The sequence below is a fragment of the Rhodococcus sp. 06-1460-1B genome, from assembly GCF_002258475.1.
Taxonomy (GTDB): Bacteria; Actinomycetota; Actinomycetes; order Mycobacteriales; family Mycobacteriaceae; genus Rhodococcoides; species Rhodococcoides fascians.
The window spans coordinates 151811-167728 of record NZ_NOYS01000030.1; the positions used below are offsets into that span (position 1 = coordinate 151811).

At 66.1% G+C, this 15918-nt stretch carries 12 protein-coding genes; 4 read left to right on the forward strand and 8 right to left on the reverse strand.

Annotated features, from left to right (window positions below; genetic code table 11):
• Positions 1-599: 599 nt before the first annotated feature.
• The 5 genes from lnt to CH268_RS16715 all read right to left on the reverse strand — a co-directional run bounded on the left by lnt (position 600) and on the right by CH268_RS16715 (position 6231).
• Positions 600-2177, reverse strand: a complete 1578-nt coding sequence (gene lnt / locus CH268_RS16695) for an apolipoprotein N-acyltransferase (RefSeq protein WP_094665354.1) — start codon at positions 2175-2177, stop codon at positions 600-602.
• Positions 2167-3762 carry an amidohydrolase gene (locus CH268_RS16700; protein ID WP_094665160.1) on the reverse strand — a complete coding sequence of 532 codons (1596 nt, stop codon included), beginning with the start codon at positions 3760-3762 and terminating at the stop codon, positions 2167-2169. The genes lnt and CH268_RS16700 overlap by 11 nt, the downstream gene beginning before the upstream one ends.
• A 17-nt stretch (positions 3763-3779) precedes the next feature.
• A complete protein-coding gene (locus tag CH268_RS16705; RefSeq protein ID WP_057474729.1) occupies positions 3780-4316 on the reverse strand; it encodes an FxsA family protein in 537 nt (178 codons plus the stop codon).
• Positions 4317-4397: 81 nt separating this feature from the next.
• Positions 4398-5054, reverse strand: a complete 657-nt coding sequence (locus tag CH268_RS16710; protein WP_094665356.1) for a response regulator — start codon at positions 5052-5054, stop codon at positions 4398-4400.
• 16 nt (positions 5055-5070) lie between these two features.
• Positions 5071-6231 (reverse strand): sensor histidine kinase, encoded by a 1161-nt coding sequence (locus CH268_RS16715; RefSeq protein WP_032372415.1) that lies wholly within the window; start codon positions 6229-6231, stop codon positions 5071-5073.
• Between the two features lie 17 nt (positions 6232-6248).
• Here CH268_RS16715 and CH268_RS16720 point away from each other — a divergent pair, with 17 nt between their 5' ends.
• The 3 genes from CH268_RS16720 to CH268_RS16730 are packed head-to-tail and all read left to right on the forward strand — an operon-like array spanning position 6249 to position 9911.
• The gene (locus CH268_RS16720; protein ID WP_032370548.1) at positions 6249-7016 is read left to right on the forward strand and encodes a TSUP family transporter; all 768 of its coding nucleotides are present in this window, start codon (positions 6249-6251) and stop codon (positions 7014-7016) included.
• A gap of 10 nt (positions 7017-7026) precedes the next feature.
• Positions 7027-8553, forward strand: coding sequence for a TldD/PmbA family protein (locus CH268_RS16725; RefSeq protein ID WP_032382028.1), 1527 nt, complete (start codon positions 7027-7029; stop codon positions 8551-8553).
• Complete coding sequence (locus tag CH268_RS16730; protein ID WP_094665162.1) at positions 8550-9911, forward strand: metallopeptidase TldD-related protein; 1362 nt, start codon at positions 8550-8552, stop codon at positions 9909-9911. Before CH268_RS16725 ends, CH268_RS16730 begins: the two co-directional genes overlap by 4 nt.
• Before the next feature lie 39 nt (positions 9912-9950).
• On the opposite strand, the gene CH268_RS16735 is transcribed toward CH268_RS16730, so the two are convergent.
• From CH268_RS16735 to cobN, 3 genes are all read right to left on the reverse strand, one after another.
• The gene (locus tag CH268_RS16735; RefSeq protein ID WP_094665358.1) at positions 9951-10376 is read right to left on the reverse strand and encodes a VOC family protein; all 426 of its coding nucleotides are present in this window, start codon (positions 10374-10376) and stop codon (positions 9951-9953) included.
• An 88-nt stretch (positions 10377-10464) separates the two neighbouring features.
• Positions 10465-10845 carry a PPOX class F420-dependent oxidoreductase gene (locus CH268_RS16740; RefSeq protein ID WP_027497107.1) on the reverse strand — a complete coding sequence of 127 codons (381 nt, stop codon included), beginning with the start codon at positions 10843-10845 and terminating at the stop codon, positions 10465-10467.
• An 18-nt stretch (positions 10846-10863) separates the two neighbouring features.
• On the reverse strand, positions 10864-14469 hold the full coding sequence (gene cobN / locus CH268_RS16745) for a cobaltochelatase subunit CobN (protein WP_094665164.1): 3606 nt from the start codon (positions 14467-14469) through the stop codon (positions 10864-10866).
• A gap of 281 nt (positions 14470-14750) precedes the next feature.
• Between cobN and cobG the strand changes: the two genes are divergently transcribed.
• Positions 14751-15881 carry a precorrin-3B synthase gene (gene cobG / locus CH268_RS16750; RefSeq protein WP_094665166.1) on the forward strand — a complete coding sequence of 377 codons (1131 nt, stop codon included), beginning with the start codon at positions 14751-14753 and terminating at the stop codon, positions 15879-15881.
• The last annotated feature ends 37 nt before the right edge of the window (positions 15882-15918 follow it).

The window sequence follows — 15918 nt, forward strand, 5'->3', positions numbered from 1 at the left end:
GCCGACGTCGAACCCGTGGAATCGGAGCCTTCGGCCTGGTGAGAGATCTCCGGCCGCGGCGGCGTCTGCGCGCGATTGAGCAATTCTGGCGTCCGTTCTGGTCTGCGTTCGTATCGGTCCACACACACTCGATGGCGGTTGTGGGGCTGTTTGGATTCGTCGCCTGGAGCTTGTCGGATTGAAACAGGGAAGAACCCCGTTTTCACCGGGCGGGCTGCATCGCGGGAACCTCACGCGAAGTAGAGCCGATCGACGGTGTCCGTGAACTCAGGAACACGGTTCCCCCTCCCTGTCAGGCGCTCGATCCGGACGCGGCATCGATGCCGATTGTTCGCTCCCCTGACATCGTGACCGAGGCGGCGTTCGGGGGTACGACGGCGGCCGCATCCTGGACCTCCAACACCTCCAGCGGCTTACAAAGATACAACATCGGCGAAGTTCTTTTGTGCGGTAGTCCTAGTGGGCATCGATTGTTCGGGGAAGCTTGTTACAAGATCGCTTGTGTGCGCCACCCGACCGCCGTTTTTACATCGAACGAATGATAGTGATTCGGACCGTCGATGCGCCGAATACCGACCCGAACGAACTTGACGATTGTTTCATTCACGAAGTCGTCGACGTCGGACGTCGACGAGCGTCGCGATCAACCCCACTGCCGCGGCCAGAATCAGCGCCAGCTCCGCGCCGAAACCGATGCGCGTTGCGGGTGTGAGCGAGCTCCGCAGTTCGACCGTCGATACCAGTACATCCGGCTCGAACAGCGGGGTTTGTTGCAGGACGTTCCCTTCGGGTCCGACTACGGCACTGACGCCGCTCGTCGCCGCAACCACGACGGTGCGTCCGTGTTCGACGGCTCGCACCCGCGACATCGCCAGCTGTTGATACGTCATTTCGGTATCGCCGAACGTGGCGTTGTTGGTAGGGATCGCGATGAATTGCGCACCCGAACGAACGGACTCGTCGAGGGCCCGATCAAATGCGACTTCGTAGCACGTGGCTATTCCGGCCGCTATTCCTGCAGCGTGTACGACACCGTTTCCATTTCCAGGAACGAAATAGCCCGCTCGATCGGCGTATTCCGAAAACAGCCGAAAAAAACTTCGGTACGGCAAGTATTCACCGAAGGGCTGAATGATCTTCTTGTCGTGCCGCTCCCCTGGTCCGTCGGCACCGTTCCACGCGATGACGGAATTGGTGTTCGTGTTGTTCGCGTTGACCAGGACGGTGCCCACGAGGATCGGCGCACCGACGGCAACCGACGCCTGCGTGATGAGCGTCGCAGCGTCGGAGTTGCGCAGCGGGTCGATATCCGATGCGTTCTCCGGCCACACGACGAGATCCGGCGCGGGTTGCCTGCCCGCGTCGACATCGGCGGCCAGCGCCATCGTCTCGCGCACATGGTTGTCCAGTACCGCGCGTCGCTGCGCGTTGAAGTCCAGCCCCAGGCGAGGAACACTGCCCTGAATGGCAGCGATCGTCGCCGTGCGATCGCCGTCCCCGGTGTCGTTCGTGTGCAGAGTCGGGATCAGCGACACCGCAGCGACCGATGCGATCGCCGTGGTCACGACCGGTCCGACGAGCGATCGGGCGGTGACGCGACGCGTGAGTGTCAGCACCAGCGCGGCCAGTCCGGTACCGGTGAGCGCGACCCCGAAACTGAGCAGCGGTGCGCCTCCGATGATCGCCAACGGAAGCAACCAGCCCTCGGGTTGTCCGAACGCCAGCCGGCCCCACGGAAATCCTCCGAAAGGAACGCTCGCCCGAAGCCACTCGGCGGCGCTCCACATCAGTGCCATCGACAGCGGCCACCACGCGCTCCGCGCAACCAGCACGGCCGTCATACCGAACAGACCGAGGAATACCGATTCGGCTGCGGCCAGCGCGAGCCACGGCACCGGGCCGACGTAGACGCCGATCCACGGGAGCAGAGGAACGAAGAAGGCGAGGCCGGCCACGTAGCCGTATCCGAATCCGCCTTTCAGCGACACCGATCGCCGACCGCCGTACCCCGTCAGAACCAGTGCCAGTACTGCGATGCCGATGGGTGCCAGAAACCAGAGCGTTCGCGGCGGAAAACTGGCGAAGACGAGCGCGCCGGCAACGGCAGCCAGGACGGTCGACAGCGCAGGTCCGTACAGCCGGGTCAGTCGCGCGGTCGAGGGGTTCTCACTGCTCATGAACGACCCGTCCACGGTGCACCGTCATCGAGCAGCGGGGACCGACGGACGACGCCTCGAGGCTGGGCAGCGGTGCCACGCCCGCACGGGGGTCGGTCGACCACCGTTGAACGCTGTCCTTCGGTGCTCGCACGACGAGCTCGTCCACGTCCCACACCGCAAAGGACGCGGGGGCGCCCGGCACCAGTGTTCCGGCCAGACCGTCGCGCACTCCCCCCGCCCGCCATGCACCGCGCGTCGCAGCCGAGAACGCAGCACGGGGCGACACCGAGCTCCCCGGAGTGCGGTGGTTCGCCGCAGCGCGGACCGTCGCCCACGGATCGAGGGACGTCACCGGCGCATCGGAGCCGAACGCCAGCGAGACTCCCGCAGACGCCAAGCGTGCGAACGGATGGAGTTCGGCAGCGCGCTCGGCACCCAGACGCGCGGCGTAGAGGCCGTCGGCTCCGCCCCACGCCGCGTCGAACGCCGGCTGCATGCTGGCGATGACGCCCCACGACGCCAACAGGTCGGCTTGCTGCGCGGACACCATCGCCACGTGCTCGAGCCGGTGTCCGCAGGACGCGACGGCGGGCGTGCCCAGATCGGCGACCACCCGGCCGAATGCCGTGACGGCGGCCGACACCGCGGCGTCGCCGATGACGTGGAAGCCGGCCTGAATTCCGGCCGTCGTGCAGGCGGCGATGTGTGCAGCTATCGCGTCGACATCTGCGTACGACACCCCGGTTCCGGGACCATCGGCGTACGGCGAGTTCAACCATGCGGTGTGCGACCCGAGGGATCCGTCGACGAAGATATCGCCTGCCAATCCGTGGGCACCGGTCTCTTCGAGCAATTCGCGGGCGCGTTCTGCGGTATCTGCCAGCTCGCCCCAGTAGCCGCGTACTTCGACGCCGTGCTCGGTGTTCATGAGTTCGCGGAAATCGACGATGCCCGACACCACCGGTCCTGCACATTCGTGGACCGCGACGATTCCGTGCGCCGCGGCGTCGTCCAGCGCAGCAGCCCTTGCTCGGCGTCGGGTGTCGGCGGTGAGCAGCGAGCGAGCGGTCTGTCGAGCACGATGGTGCGCGTCTGCGGTCAGTGGAGACTGTTCGGAGTAGCCGGAGGTGGCGTCGGCAGCGGACGCGGCGAACCGCAACCGGGTGGATACGGCGGCCGAGTGCGAGTCGACTCGGGTGAGGTACACCGCTCGTCCGGGAGCAGCCGCATCGAGTTCGGCGGTGGTGGGAGGACGTTGTTCGGACCAGGTCGACTCGTCCCAACCGTGACCCCAGAGCAGTTCGTCTTCCGAGGATGCCGCGTGTTCTCGCACCATGCGCAGGCACTCTTCGATCGACGTGGACCGGCTCAGGTCCAGGCCGATCAGCGACAGTCCGAGGTCGGTCACGTGAACGTGCGTGTCCACGAACGCCGGAGCAACGAAAGAACCGGCCAGATCGGTGATGGGAACGCCGGGGTGCAAGGCTCTTCCGGTGCGATCCTCACCGATCCAGCTGATGATTCCGTCGGTCACGGCCATGGCGGTGGCATCGGGAGCCGAAGGACTGTAGATCCGTCCGCCGCAGAACAATTCGGTGGTCACGAGCGACCAGTCTGCCCCTACCGGTGGGGCTTGGGGAAATCCCCGGCAGCGGGATCGACGCGGCCCGGGTCGATCACCTCACCCTCGAGAACGAGCGACGGTCCGGTGGTTCGTGGTCCGCGATTCTCGCCGGCCGTACGGTCGTCGAGTACCTCACCGTCGATGACCGTGGGGCGCATGCGCCGAGTGGACGCCGCGACTCGGGGCAGCCACCGCGCGGCCGCCCACAGCACGGCAGGCCGGAGCAGCCAGCGAGTCGGTGGGATCAACAGCAACAGACCTACCACCGTGGTCACCAGGCCGGGCACGAACATGGCCACCGACCCTGCAGCGAAGAGTGCGCCGTCGGCCACGGCTCCCTCGGCCGAGCGTTCACCCTGCGATGCGCGTCGCAAGCCGTCCAGTACCCGCCGGCCTTGCGAACGGACCAGCAACGAACCGACCAACGATCCGGCGATGAGCAGCACCACGGTCCACAGCACACCGAGTGCACTGCCCACCGCGACCAGGGCTGCAACCTCGACCACGACGTAGAGCACGAACAGAGCGAGCATGACGGTCCTTTCTTCGCTTGGTCCGTACAACGTCCGGCACAGACGTTTTTCTCCCGATGCGTCCTGTTTGCCGGGAGATTCTCAGGATCCAGGTGTGACGAGGCCGGATTCGTAGGCGAGTACGACGGCTTGCACTCGGTCACGTACTCCCAGTTTGGTCAGTATTCGGCCGATGTGGGTCTTGATGGTCGCCTCGGACAGGTGCAACACCGTCGCGATCTCGGCATTGGACAGCCCGGTTGCCAGGTGCGCCATGACCTCTCGCTCACGCCCGGTCAGGCCGTCCAGTACCGATGGGTCGACGGCCGGCTCGGTGCGCTCGACGAACCGCGACAACAGCCTCTTCGTGACTTTCGGTGATACGACGGCGTCACCCGCAGCCACGCTCCGAATCGCGGATACCAGATCCTCGGGCGGTGTGTCCTTGAGCAGAAATCCACTGGCTCCTGCCCTGAGCGCACCGAGTACGTGCTCGTCGAGATCGAACGTCGTCATGACCAGAACCCTGGTGTCCGATCCTGATTCGGTGATCGCTCGAGTGGCGGAGACCCCGTCGATCCCGGGCATGCGGACGTCCATCAAGACCACGGCGGGCGCCAGCCGTGCCACGGCTTCGATGGCACCGGAGCCGTCGGACGCTTCACCGATCACCTCGATGTCGTCCTGGGCTTCGAGCACCATGTTCAGGCCCATTCGCATCAGTTCCTGGTCGTCCACGACGACAACGGTGATCGGCACCGACACAACCTAACGCCTACTCGATCGGCAGTCTCGCCCGCACGAGCCAGGAGCCCTGGGGTGTTCGACCGACCTGCAACGTGCCCTGCAACACCGCGACTCGCTCCCGCATCCCCACCAGTCCGTGTCCTCCGCCACCGGTCGGTGGTGCCGCACTGCCGGTGCCGTTGTCGGAGATCTCGACGGTGACGGTGTCTGCTTCGCGCGCGACCCGCACGACGGCTCGCGGGGCATGGCCGGCGTGCCGAAGAACGTTCGTCAGCGATTCCTGGACGAGTCGGTGTACGCCGAGACTGATCGCCGGGCTGATGTCGTCGAGATTGCCCGTCTGTTCCAACTCGACGTTCAGGCCCGCTCGACTCATCATTTCCACGACGCGGGCCAGACCGGCCGTGCCGTACTCGGGCATGTCGTCCGCGTCGGGGGTCGTCCGCAGCAGTGCGACCGTTCTACGCAGTTCGGCCAGCGCCTGCCGGCCCGTCGCCGAGATGTTGGCCACCGCCTGCTCGGCACGTTCGGGGTTGCGCCGGATGGCATACGACGCCCCGTCGGCCTGGACCACCATCACGCTCACTCCGTGGGCGACGACATCGTGCAGCTCGCGCGCGATGCGTGTTCTTTCCATGAGCACGGCCTCCTCGGCGCGGCGATCCCGGTCGTACTCGGCCACGATCAGTCGGGCCTCCATCGCCTCGTCGTATGCGCGTCGGGCACCGAGGAATTCGGCAGCGACCCACGACAGTGCGTACAGCAGAGCGCTGAACAGCAGCGTCGTGAACAACGGCTGGTGGAAGAGCAACAACGACGACACCGAGTAGGCGGCCACACCGGCGGCGTAGACGGCCCCCTGTGCGCGGCCGACGTAGGCCACCAGGGTGTAGAGCATGATCGGCAACGCCAGTGCGGCCGGATGGCCGTTGGAGGTATCCCCGACCATGGCTCCCCACACGTCGGCGACGAACGTCGACACGAGCGCCACGGCCGCCACGGACCTGGGGAACCGACGCCGCCACGCGACGGGAACGGTCAGGACCACCGAGAAGGCCAGAAACAACGGCCCGTTCAGGCCGTCGGCCGAACTCACGAAAACGAGAATCTCGATGACGAAAAGCCCACCGGCGAGCAGTGCGTCGGCCACGAACGGTTGGCCACGGAGCCACAGGCTGAATCGACGCATGTGATTGAGTTTGCCGTATGACTGTCGCGGACTGGGGATTGTTGATGGCCGCCGCGACAGCAGCAGGATGGGTCGACGCCGTGGTCGGCGGAGGCGGTCTCATTCTGTTGCCGGCGATCTTGCTCGTGGCACCGCAACTGACACAGCAGGCAGCCCTCGCGACCAACAAGGCGACCGCAGTCTTCGGAACAGTCGCCGCCGTCGTCACGTTCGCCCGCAAGGTCTCGCTCGACTGGAAGGTGCTCGTTCCTGCCGGCGCGATCGCGGCGACGACCTCGGCGGCGGGCGCTGCCGCGGTGTCGTTGATCGACCGCGACCTCTTCGTGCCGATCATCATGGTCGTGCTGGTCGGCGTTGCCGTACTGGTGACCTGCCGACCGACCATCGGTCGTACCGCGGCACCGTCGCCCCCGACACATCGCAAAGTTCTGATCGTCATCGGCCTCGCCGCAGCGGGCATCGGGTTCTACGACGGCATTCTCGGACCCGGCACGGGCACCTTCCTCATCATCGTCTTCGCGACGATGCTGGGCACCGAATTCGTCCGCAGCGCCGCGATGGCAAAGGTGATCAACGTCGGCTCCAATGTCGGTGCGCTGACCTACTTCGCATTCACCGGCAGTGTGTACTGGCAACTCGGTGCTGCGATGGCCGCCTGCAATGTCGTCGGTGCGGTACTCGGTTCGAGGACGGCGGTCGCCAGGGGCGCAGGCTTCGTCAGGATCGTGTTGCTCGTCGTCGTGATCGGCATGGTCCTACGCCTCGGCTGGCAACAATTCGGCTAGCGTCACAGTCGTGACGACACCATCGGACCGGTCGGTCGACGCCGATTTCCTCGCCCTCCCCCTGCGAGAACTGGCCGACGCGGCCCTGAGCGCGGCGCGCACGGCCGGAGCCTCGCATGCGGACTTCCGGGTGCAGCGGCTGACGACCCAGTCGATTTCACTGCGCGACGGCTCGGTGCAATCCGCCGTCGACGCCGGGGAAATCGGGTTGGCGGTGCGGGTGGTCGTCGACGGCACCTGGGGTTTCGCCTCTCACGCCGAGCTGAGTACCGACGCGGCTGCCACCACGGCGCGGCGTGCGGCCGAGGTGGCGACGGCGTTACGCGTGCTCAACCGCGAACGGGTCGAACTCGCGCCCGAACCGGTGTACTCGGACGCGGTCTGGGTCTCGCAGTACGAGATCGACCCGTTCGACGTTCCCACCACCGACAAAGTGGCGCTGCTGGCCGAGTACTCGGCCAGGTTGTCCGCCTCCGACGGCGTCGACCACGTCACGGCGTCGGTGCTGCAGGTCAAGGAACAGTCGTTCTATGCCGATTCGGCGGGCAGCTCGATCACTCAGCAACGGGTACGACTACACCCGCAGTTCGAGGCCACTGCCGTGGACCGAGCGGCCGGTGCGTTCGATTCGATGCGGACATTGGCACCGCCCGTCGGACGTGGCTGGGAATACCTCGGTGAACACAGCACGTGGGACTGGGCGGACGAACTCGCGCGCATCCCGGAGTGGCTGGCCGAGAAGGTCAAGGCCCCGTCGGTGGTGGCAGGTCCGACGGATCTCGTCATCGATCCCACCAACCTGTGGCTCACCATCCACGAATCCATCGGACACGCAACGGAATACGACCGAGCGATCGGGTACGAGGCCGCCTACGCCGGGACGTCCTTCGCCACACCCGATCAGCTCGGAACCTTGCGTTACGGCTCACCCATCATGCACGTCACCGCAGACCGGACCGAGGTGAACGGTCTCGCCAGTATCGGCTACGACGACGACGGCGTGGCCGCGCAGAAGTGGGATCTGGTTCGCGACGGAACACTCGTCGGCTACCAACTCGATCGGGTCTTCGCCCCGAGGCTCGGACTGGAACGGTCCAACGGATGCTCCTACGCCGACTCCGCACATCACGTTCCGATCCAACGCATGGCGAACGTGTCGTTGCAGCCCGATCCCGACACCGACCGGTCGACCGAGGAGGTCATCGCCGCGGTCGAGGACGGTATATACGTGGTCGGCGACAAATCGTGGTCGATCGATATGCAGCGGTACAACTTCCAGTTCACCGGACAACGCTTCTACCGGATTCGAAACGGTGTGCTCGACGGCCAGGTGCGCGACGTCGCCTATCAGGCGACGACGACGGATTTCTGGGGTTCGATGGAACTGCTCGGAGGTCGCTCCACCTGGAAACTCGGTGGGGCATTCAACTGCGGCAAGGCCCAACCCGGTCAGGTCGCCGCGGTCAGTCACGGTTGCCCGGTCGCACTGTTCCGCGGGGTCAACGTCCTCAACACCCGATCGGAGGCAGGTCGATGATCGAGCCGCAGCAGGTGATCGAACGTGCGTTGGCGTGTGCGAGCGTCGACGACACCGTCGTCCTCGTCACCGACTCCAGCGACGCGACGCTTCGGTGGGCGGGCAATTCGATGACCACGAACGGCGTCTCCACTTCGAGGCAGTGGGTGGTGGTGTCCATCGTCCGGAACGGGGACGTGGCGCGGGTGGGTTCGGTGTCGTCCACCAGTGTCGATCCGAGCGAGATCGCGGACGTCGTGCGTGCCAGTGAAGCAGCGGCCCGCGCCGCCGAGCCTGCGGACGACGCGATGCCGCTGCTGACCCCCGATTCCGAGCCGGACGGCTGGGATCGACACGCGCAGGACACGTCGATCGACGTGTTCGGTTCGCTGGCAACGGAACTGAACGTCGGATTCGACGGCCGAGACACGTTGTACGGATTCGCCGAGCATCGCGTCGACAACGTGTGGCTCGGAACCTCGACCGGTGTGCGACGCACGTTCACACAGCCGACCGGGTCGATCGAGATCAACGGAAAGCGGTCCGGGGCGAGTGCCTGGGTGGGGAAAGGTACAGCCGATTTCCGCGACGTGTCGGTGGCATCGATGCTCGACGAATTGTCCACCAGGCTGGGCTGGGCGCAGAACACCGTGGAGCGTCCCGCCGGTCGGTACGACACGGTGTTGCCGCCCTCCGCCGTGGCCGATCTGATGATCTACCTGATGTGGACCATGGAGGGGCGCGGGGCCCAGGAGGGTCGCACCGCACTCTCGCGGGCCGGTGGCACCCGAGTCGGCGAGAAGCTCACCGAGCTGCCGCTGACGCTGCACTCCGACCCTCGCGAGCCCGGTCTCGGGTACGCGCCGTTCGTCGCGGCGGGCTCCTCCAGTGATGCGGTGTCGGTGTTCGACAACGGTCTCGGCATCGACCGGGTCGATTGGATCCGGGACGGCGCGATCGCAGCACTGGCCTATACACGCGCCGGAGCCCGGAAGTTCGAGGTACCCGTTGCCGTCCCCGGGGAGAATCTGATCCTCACCGGCGGCAGCGACACCGGGATCGACGCGATGGTCGCGTCGACCGAGCGCGGGCTGTTACTGACGACACTGTGGTACATCCGAGAGGTCGATCCGACCTCGTTGCTGCTCACGGGTCTCACCCGCGACGGTGTCTACGCCATCGAGGACGGCCGGATCATCGGAGCCGTCAACAACTTCCGGTTCAACGAGAGTCCTCTGGATCTGTTGCGACGTGTCACCGAGGCCGGACGGACCGAGGCGACACTGCCGCGCGAGTGGAAGGACTGGTTCACTCGCACGGCAATGCCGCCGCTGCGCATTCCGGACTTTCACATGTCCTCGGTCAGCGCCGCGCAATAGGGTCTGCGGGGTCGTTCCCGCAGGCCCTGCGTCCGACCGTTACTTGTCGGGTCCGGACAACTCGAGAGCGATGTTGTCGGGGTCGCGGAACTCCACGATGGACAGTCCGGGCCCTGCGTCCTTGATGCCCTCGTGCGCGATGCCGAGCTCATCGAGCGTCTTGACTGCATCCTCGAGCGCGGCACGGGTATCGACGGTGAAGCTGAGGTGGTCCAGCCCACAACGATCTTCGGCGAAGGTGTCGTCGCTCGGCGCGACCGGGCGCAGACCGAGCAAACCCCCGCCGAACTTGTAGATCACGCCGCCGAAGAGGAACCACAGGGCTTTCTTGGTCTCCTCGTCCGCGTCGGGATCCCAGGCGTAGGCGACCTCGAAGCCGAACACCGAGTCGTAGAACGATCGGGATCGGTCGATGTCGCTGACGGTGAGTCGGACATGGTTGTAATCGTTCACTGCAATAGGCACGTGGTGCTCCGTTCCGGCAGCAGGGGAAGCCGCCTCACGAAGCATTCGGAACTGCGCATACCAACGATGGTGTCGTCGTGCAGACCGGTTACGCGGGAGTGATCGCGAGCCCGACCGAGCCGCTCTTGCCCCTTCGAAGAACGCTGCCCTTCACGGTGAGCCAGCCCAGGATGCCGTACTTCGACACTATCGCCGCGCGCGCTTTCTCGGTGCCGGCTGCATCGAGGATCTCGGCTGTCGCGTCGACTGCGTCGCCCTGGGGTTTGCCGCGCATGTCGCACGGTGCGAGCAGAACCTTCGAGTTACGGCGAATGCGCTTGACCTTCCACGAATCCGACACCGTCCACACGAGCAGACGATCACCGTCGAGCGCACCCCAGAGCGGGGTCGGTACGGCGGTGCCGTCCTTCTTGAACGTCGTCAGCAGTACGTACTTGCCCTTGGCAATGTCCTCGAAGGTGGCAGTCATACCGAGAAGGGTACGTCGCTACTCCCCCTCGAGCTCACCTTCGGTTTCCAGGTACACCTGGCGCAAGCCGTCGAGAACCTGCTTGTCCGGCTCGGCCCACATCTTGCGCTCCGCGGCCTCGAGCAGTCGTTCGGCAATACCGTGCAGTGCCCAGGGATTGGACTGTTGCATGAACTTCTGGTTCTGCTCGTCGAGCACATAGGTCTCGGCCAACTTCTCGTACATCCAGTCCTGCACCACATCGGTGGTGGCGTCGTAACCGAACAGGTAGTCCACGGTCGCCGCCATCTCGAACGCACCCTTGTAGCCGTGCCTGCGCATGGCTTCGAGCCACCGAGGGTTGACGACCCGAGCGCGGAAGACGCGGGCGGTTTCTTCCGAGAGTGTGCGCGTGCGAACCGATTCCGGCCGCGTGCTGTCACCGATGTATGCCTCGGGCGACTTTCCGGTCAGCGCGCGCACGGTCGCGACCATGCCGCCGTGGTACTGGAAGTAGTCGTCGGAATCGGCGATGTCGTGCTCACGTGTATCGGTGTTCTTGGCGGCCACGGCAATACGCTTGTACGCAGTGCGCATGTCGTCCGACGCGGGTACTCCGTCGAGTCCGCGGCCGTAGGCGAAGCCGCCCCAGGTGGTGTACACCTGAGCGAGGTCGTCGTCGCTGCGCCACGTCTTGCTGTCGATCAGCTGAAGCAACCCGGCACCGTACGTTCCTGGCTTCGACCCGAAAATGCGTGTCGTAGAACGTCGTTCGTCACCGTGTTCGGCCAGATCGGCCTGCGCGTGTGCACGGACGTAGTTCCGATCCGCAGGCTCGTCCAACGCAGCCACCATCCGAACCGCGTCGTCGAGAAGGGCGAGCACGTGCGGGAACGCGTCACGGAAGAATCCACTGATCCGTACCGTCACATCGATGCGAGGGCGGTCGAGCTCGTCGAGGTCGATCACCTCGAGGCGCGTCACCCGGCGCGAGGCCTCGTCCCACACCGGGGAGACTCCGAGCAGAGCGAACACCTCGGCGATGTCGTCGCCCGAAGTCCGCATGGCCGAGGTGCCCCACACCGAGAGACCGACCGACTTCGGCCACTCGCCGTGATCCTGGCGGTAGCGAGCGAGCAGGGATTCTGCCATCGCCTGACCGGTCTCCCACGCCAGTTTCGACGGCACGGCCTTCGGGTCGACCGAGTAGAAATTGCGGCCGGTAGGAAGCACGTTGATCAGGCCGCGCAGCGGTGAACCGCTCGGACCCGCCGCGATGAACCCGCCGTCGAGAGCGTGCAACACCTGCTCGATCTCGCGGGAAGTTCCGCGTAGACGCGGTACCACCTCGGCGGCGGCGAACCTCAGAATCTCTGCGACCACGTCACCGTGTTCGCCCGCAACCCGCTCGGCCTCGGCCGGATTCCACTGCGTCGCTTGCATTGCCGCGACCAGTCCGTGCGCGACGGCCTCGATGCTGTCGACGCGCGTGCGTTCCTCGTCGCCGTCCTCGCTGAGCCCGAGAGCTTCGCGTAGACCGGGCACCGTCTGCTCGCCGCCCCACATCTGCCGAGCGCGCAGCATCGCCAGCACCAACTCGACCTCGGCATCGCCGACGGGCTCCTGGCCCAGGATGTGCAGCCCGTCGCGGATCTGCACGTCCTTGATCTCGCACAGCCATCCGTCGACGTGCAGCAGCATGTCGTCGAACACTTCCTCGTCGGGACGCTCGTCGAGTCCGAGGTCCTTGTGCATCTGTGCCGCGGTCATCAGTGTCCAGATCTGCTGGCGAATGGCCGGTAGCTTGGCCGGATCGAGAGCCGAGATGTTCGCGTGTTCGTCCAGCAGCTGTTCGAGCCGAGAGATGTCTCCGTAGCTCTCCGCTCGCGCCATCGGCGGGATGAGGTGATCGACGAGAGTGGCGTGGGCTCGCCGCTTGGCCTGTGTGCCCTCCCCCGGATCGTTGACCAGGAAGGGATAGATCAGCGGCAAGTCGCCCAGTGCAGCGTCGGTGCCGCAGGAGGCGGACATGCCGAGGGTCTTGCCGGGGAGCCATTCCAGGTTTCCGTGCTTACCGAGATGAACCATCGCGTCGGCCCCGAAGCCGCCGTCCTCGCGGGCTGCAGAGATCCACCGGTAGGCGGCCAAATAGTGATGGCTCGGCGGCAGATCCGGGTCGTGGTAGATCGCAACCGGCTTCTCACCGAATCCGCGCGGCGGCTGAACCATGATGACCACATTGCCGAATTGCATTGCTGCGATGACGATCTCACCGTCGGGATCAGCGGAACGATCGACGTAGAGATCACCCGGTGCCGGTCCCCAATGTTCGATCACACCCTCGCGAAGGTCGTCGGGAAGCTGCTCGAACCAGGTTCGATACCGGGCCGCCGAAATGCGAATGGGATTGCCCTCGAGCTGGGCGTCGGTGAGCCAGTTGGGGTCCTGACCGCCACGGGCGATCAAGGCGTGGATCAGTGCGTCGCCGTCTCGGGCCGCCAGACCGGGCACCGAATCCGGGCCCTCGAGCGGTCCGAGGTCGTAGCCGGCCTCACGCATGTCCGACATCAACGCGATCGCGCTGGCGGGAGTGTCGAGGCCGACGGCATTGCCGATGCGGGCATGTTTGGTGGGATACGCCGAGAACATCAGGGCGATTCGGCGGTCGGCGGCCGGGATGTGTCGGAGCCGCGCATGGCGGACGGCGATGCCGGCAACGCGTGCTGCTCGCTCGTGGTCCGGAACGTAGGTGGTCAGGCCGTCGTCGTCGATCTCCTTGAACGAGAACGGAACCGTGATGAGGCGGCCGTCGAATTCCGGGACAGCGACCTGCGTGGCCACGTCGAGGGGCGAGAGTCCGTCGTCGTTCTCGGACCACGTCGCGCGGGAACTCGTCAGGCACAGACCCTGCAGGATCGGAACGTCGAGGGCGGCGAGCTCGGCGACATCCCAGGCTTCGTCGTCGCCGCCGGCCGAAGCACCGGCGGGTTTGGTGCCGCCTGCAGCCAGCACGGTCACGATCAAGGCATCCGCCGACTTCAGCGTCTCCAGCAAGTCGGCTTCCGCCGTGCGCAGTGACGCACAGTAGATCGGCAGTGCGTTCGCCCCGGCGTTCTCGACTGCGGCGGCGAGGGCACCGATGTAGGTGGTATTTCCGGCGAGATGCTGAGCGCGGTAGTACAGAATCGCCACGGTCGGGCCGTCGGAGTGCTGGGCGGAGTTCCGCTCGAGGTGGCCCCACGTCGGCAGGTGTCGAGGTGCGTCGAAACCGTGACCGGTGAGCAGCACTGTGTCGGACAGAAAGTTGTACAGCTGCCGCAGATTGCCCGAGCCGCCCTCGGCCAGATAGTTGTGCGCTTGGGCGGCGACGTTGGCGGGCACCGTGGAGATCTCCATCAGATCCGCATCCGGGGCCTGTTCGCCGCCCAGCACGACCACGGGCAAACCGGTGGCCAGGACGGCCTCGATTCCCGACTCCCACGAGCGACGCGATCCGAGAATGCGGACGATGATCAGCTCGGCCGATTCGGCCATCGACGGGATGTCTTCCGCCAGCAGGCGGGACGGGTTGCCCCACGTGAAATCGGCCCCACTGGCGCGGGCACTGAGCAGATCGGTGTCCGATGTGGACAGCAACAGAAACACGGGTAACGCCCTCCTCGGGGTTTCGCGCCCCTGGATCGGTGAATCGTCCGAGCTCGTCGGTGAGAGGGTCCGACTCCCGCCCCGTCCCGAAGGCACGATCCTCGAGAACAAGTCCCATGAACCATTCCCGACGAGCTGCTCTCGACGAACTACAGGGCGGTCACGGTGGCGCGACCGTACCGGGATTTCACCGGTTTCCTCTCGGCCGGAGCCGTGAACATCGAATGCTACCGGTGCCGGGACGAGATCGGGCCACCCGTCGCACTTGTAGCCTGGTGAACATGAGTTCGCCCAGTAGGTCCGTGCCCGACGGCTGCCCCGGAGCTCTGTCGACGCACCGCGCGGCGGACGGTCCGTTGGCCAGAATCCGGCTCCCGGGCGGCCTCGTGCTGCCGGAGCAGATGCAGGTCCTGGCCGAGGCCGCTGCCGAGCTCGGTGACGGCTCGCTCGAACTCACGTCGAGGGGCAACATTCAGGTTCGTGCGGTCTCGGACCCGGACGAGCTCGCGAACAGATTGGCCGCGGCCGGGTTGCTGCCGTCTCCGACGCACGAGCGCGTGCGCAACATCCTCGCCTCGCCGCTGTCGGGCCGGGTCGGCGGACTCACCGACGTCCGCAGTCTCGTCGGCGAGCTCGACGCTGCCGTGTGTGCTCGCCCCGAGCTCGCCGAACTGCCCGGCCGAACGTTGTTCGCCCTGGACGACGGCCGCGGGGATCTGTGCGGACTCGAACCCGACTTCGGGGTGTACGCCCAGGCCGACGGGTCGTTCGCAGTGCTGTTGGCAGGACGCGACAGCGGTGTACGCGTCGACCGCGAGCACGTGGTCTCGACTCTGCTCGACTGCGCGGATGCCTTCGTCCGGTTGCGCCACAAGGAATGGCGACTGGCGGAACTGGACGGCGGTGCCGCGCGCATCGTCGACGTGCTCGGGTTGGAGGCCGGACCGGTACTGGCCATGCCTGCGCCGGTCGAGGTGCCACCTGTCGGCTGGCTCGATCAGGACGATGGCCACGTTGCGCTCGGCGCAGGTCTGGCCAACGGCGTCCTCGGCGCGCGGTTGGCCGAATTCCTCGCGGCCGTCGATCGTCCGCTGATCGTGACGCCGTGGCGATCGCTGATCGTGGGTGATCTGGACGAGGAACCGGCCGAACAGGTCGTTCGAGTTCTCGCACCCATGGGCCTGATCTTCGACGCCGCGTCACCGTGGATCCGAGTCAGTGCCTGCACCGGATCGCCCGGCTGCGAGAAGTCCCTCGCCGACGTCCGAGCCGACCTCGCGGCCGCGGTCGACGCGCGGATGACTCCTCGGGACGAGCGGCAGCATTGGTCCGGTTGCGAGCGTCGATGCGGCCGCCCCAAAGGCGAGGTGACTGACGTCATTGCCACGGGAATCGGCTACCAGGTGTCCTGAGCGCCTGGAGACCGGCTTCCGGCTGAGGGGTCCCTCT

Coding starts and splice junctions, on each gene's coding strand:
- CH268_RS16730 (WP_094665162.1), top strand. CDS start 8,550: ATGATCGAGCCGCAGCAGGTGATCGAACGTGCGTTGGCGTGTGCGAGC.
- CH268_RS16740 (WP_027497107.1), bottom strand. CDS start 10,845: ATGACTGCCACCTTCGAGGACATTGCCAAGGGCAAGTACGTACTGCTG.
- CH268_RS16720 (WP_032370548.1), top strand. CDS start 6,249: ATGACTGTCGCGGACTGGGGATTGTTGATGGCCGCCGCGACAGCAGCA.
- CH268_RS16705 (WP_057474729.1), bottom strand. CDS start 4,316: ATGCTCGCTCTGTTCGTGCTCTACGTCGTGGTCGAGGTTGCAGCCCTG.
- lnt (WP_094665354.1), bottom strand. CDS start 2,177: ATGAGCAGTGAGAACCCCTCGACCGCGCGACTGACCCGGCTGTACGGA.
- CH268_RS16715 (WP_032372415.1), bottom strand. CDS start 6,231: ATGCGTCGATTCAGCCTGTGGCTCCGTGGCCAACCGTTCGTGGCCGAC.
- cobG (WP_094665166.1), top strand. CDS start 14,751: ATGAGTTCGCCCAGTAGGTCCGTGCCCGACGGCTGCCCCGGAGCTCTG.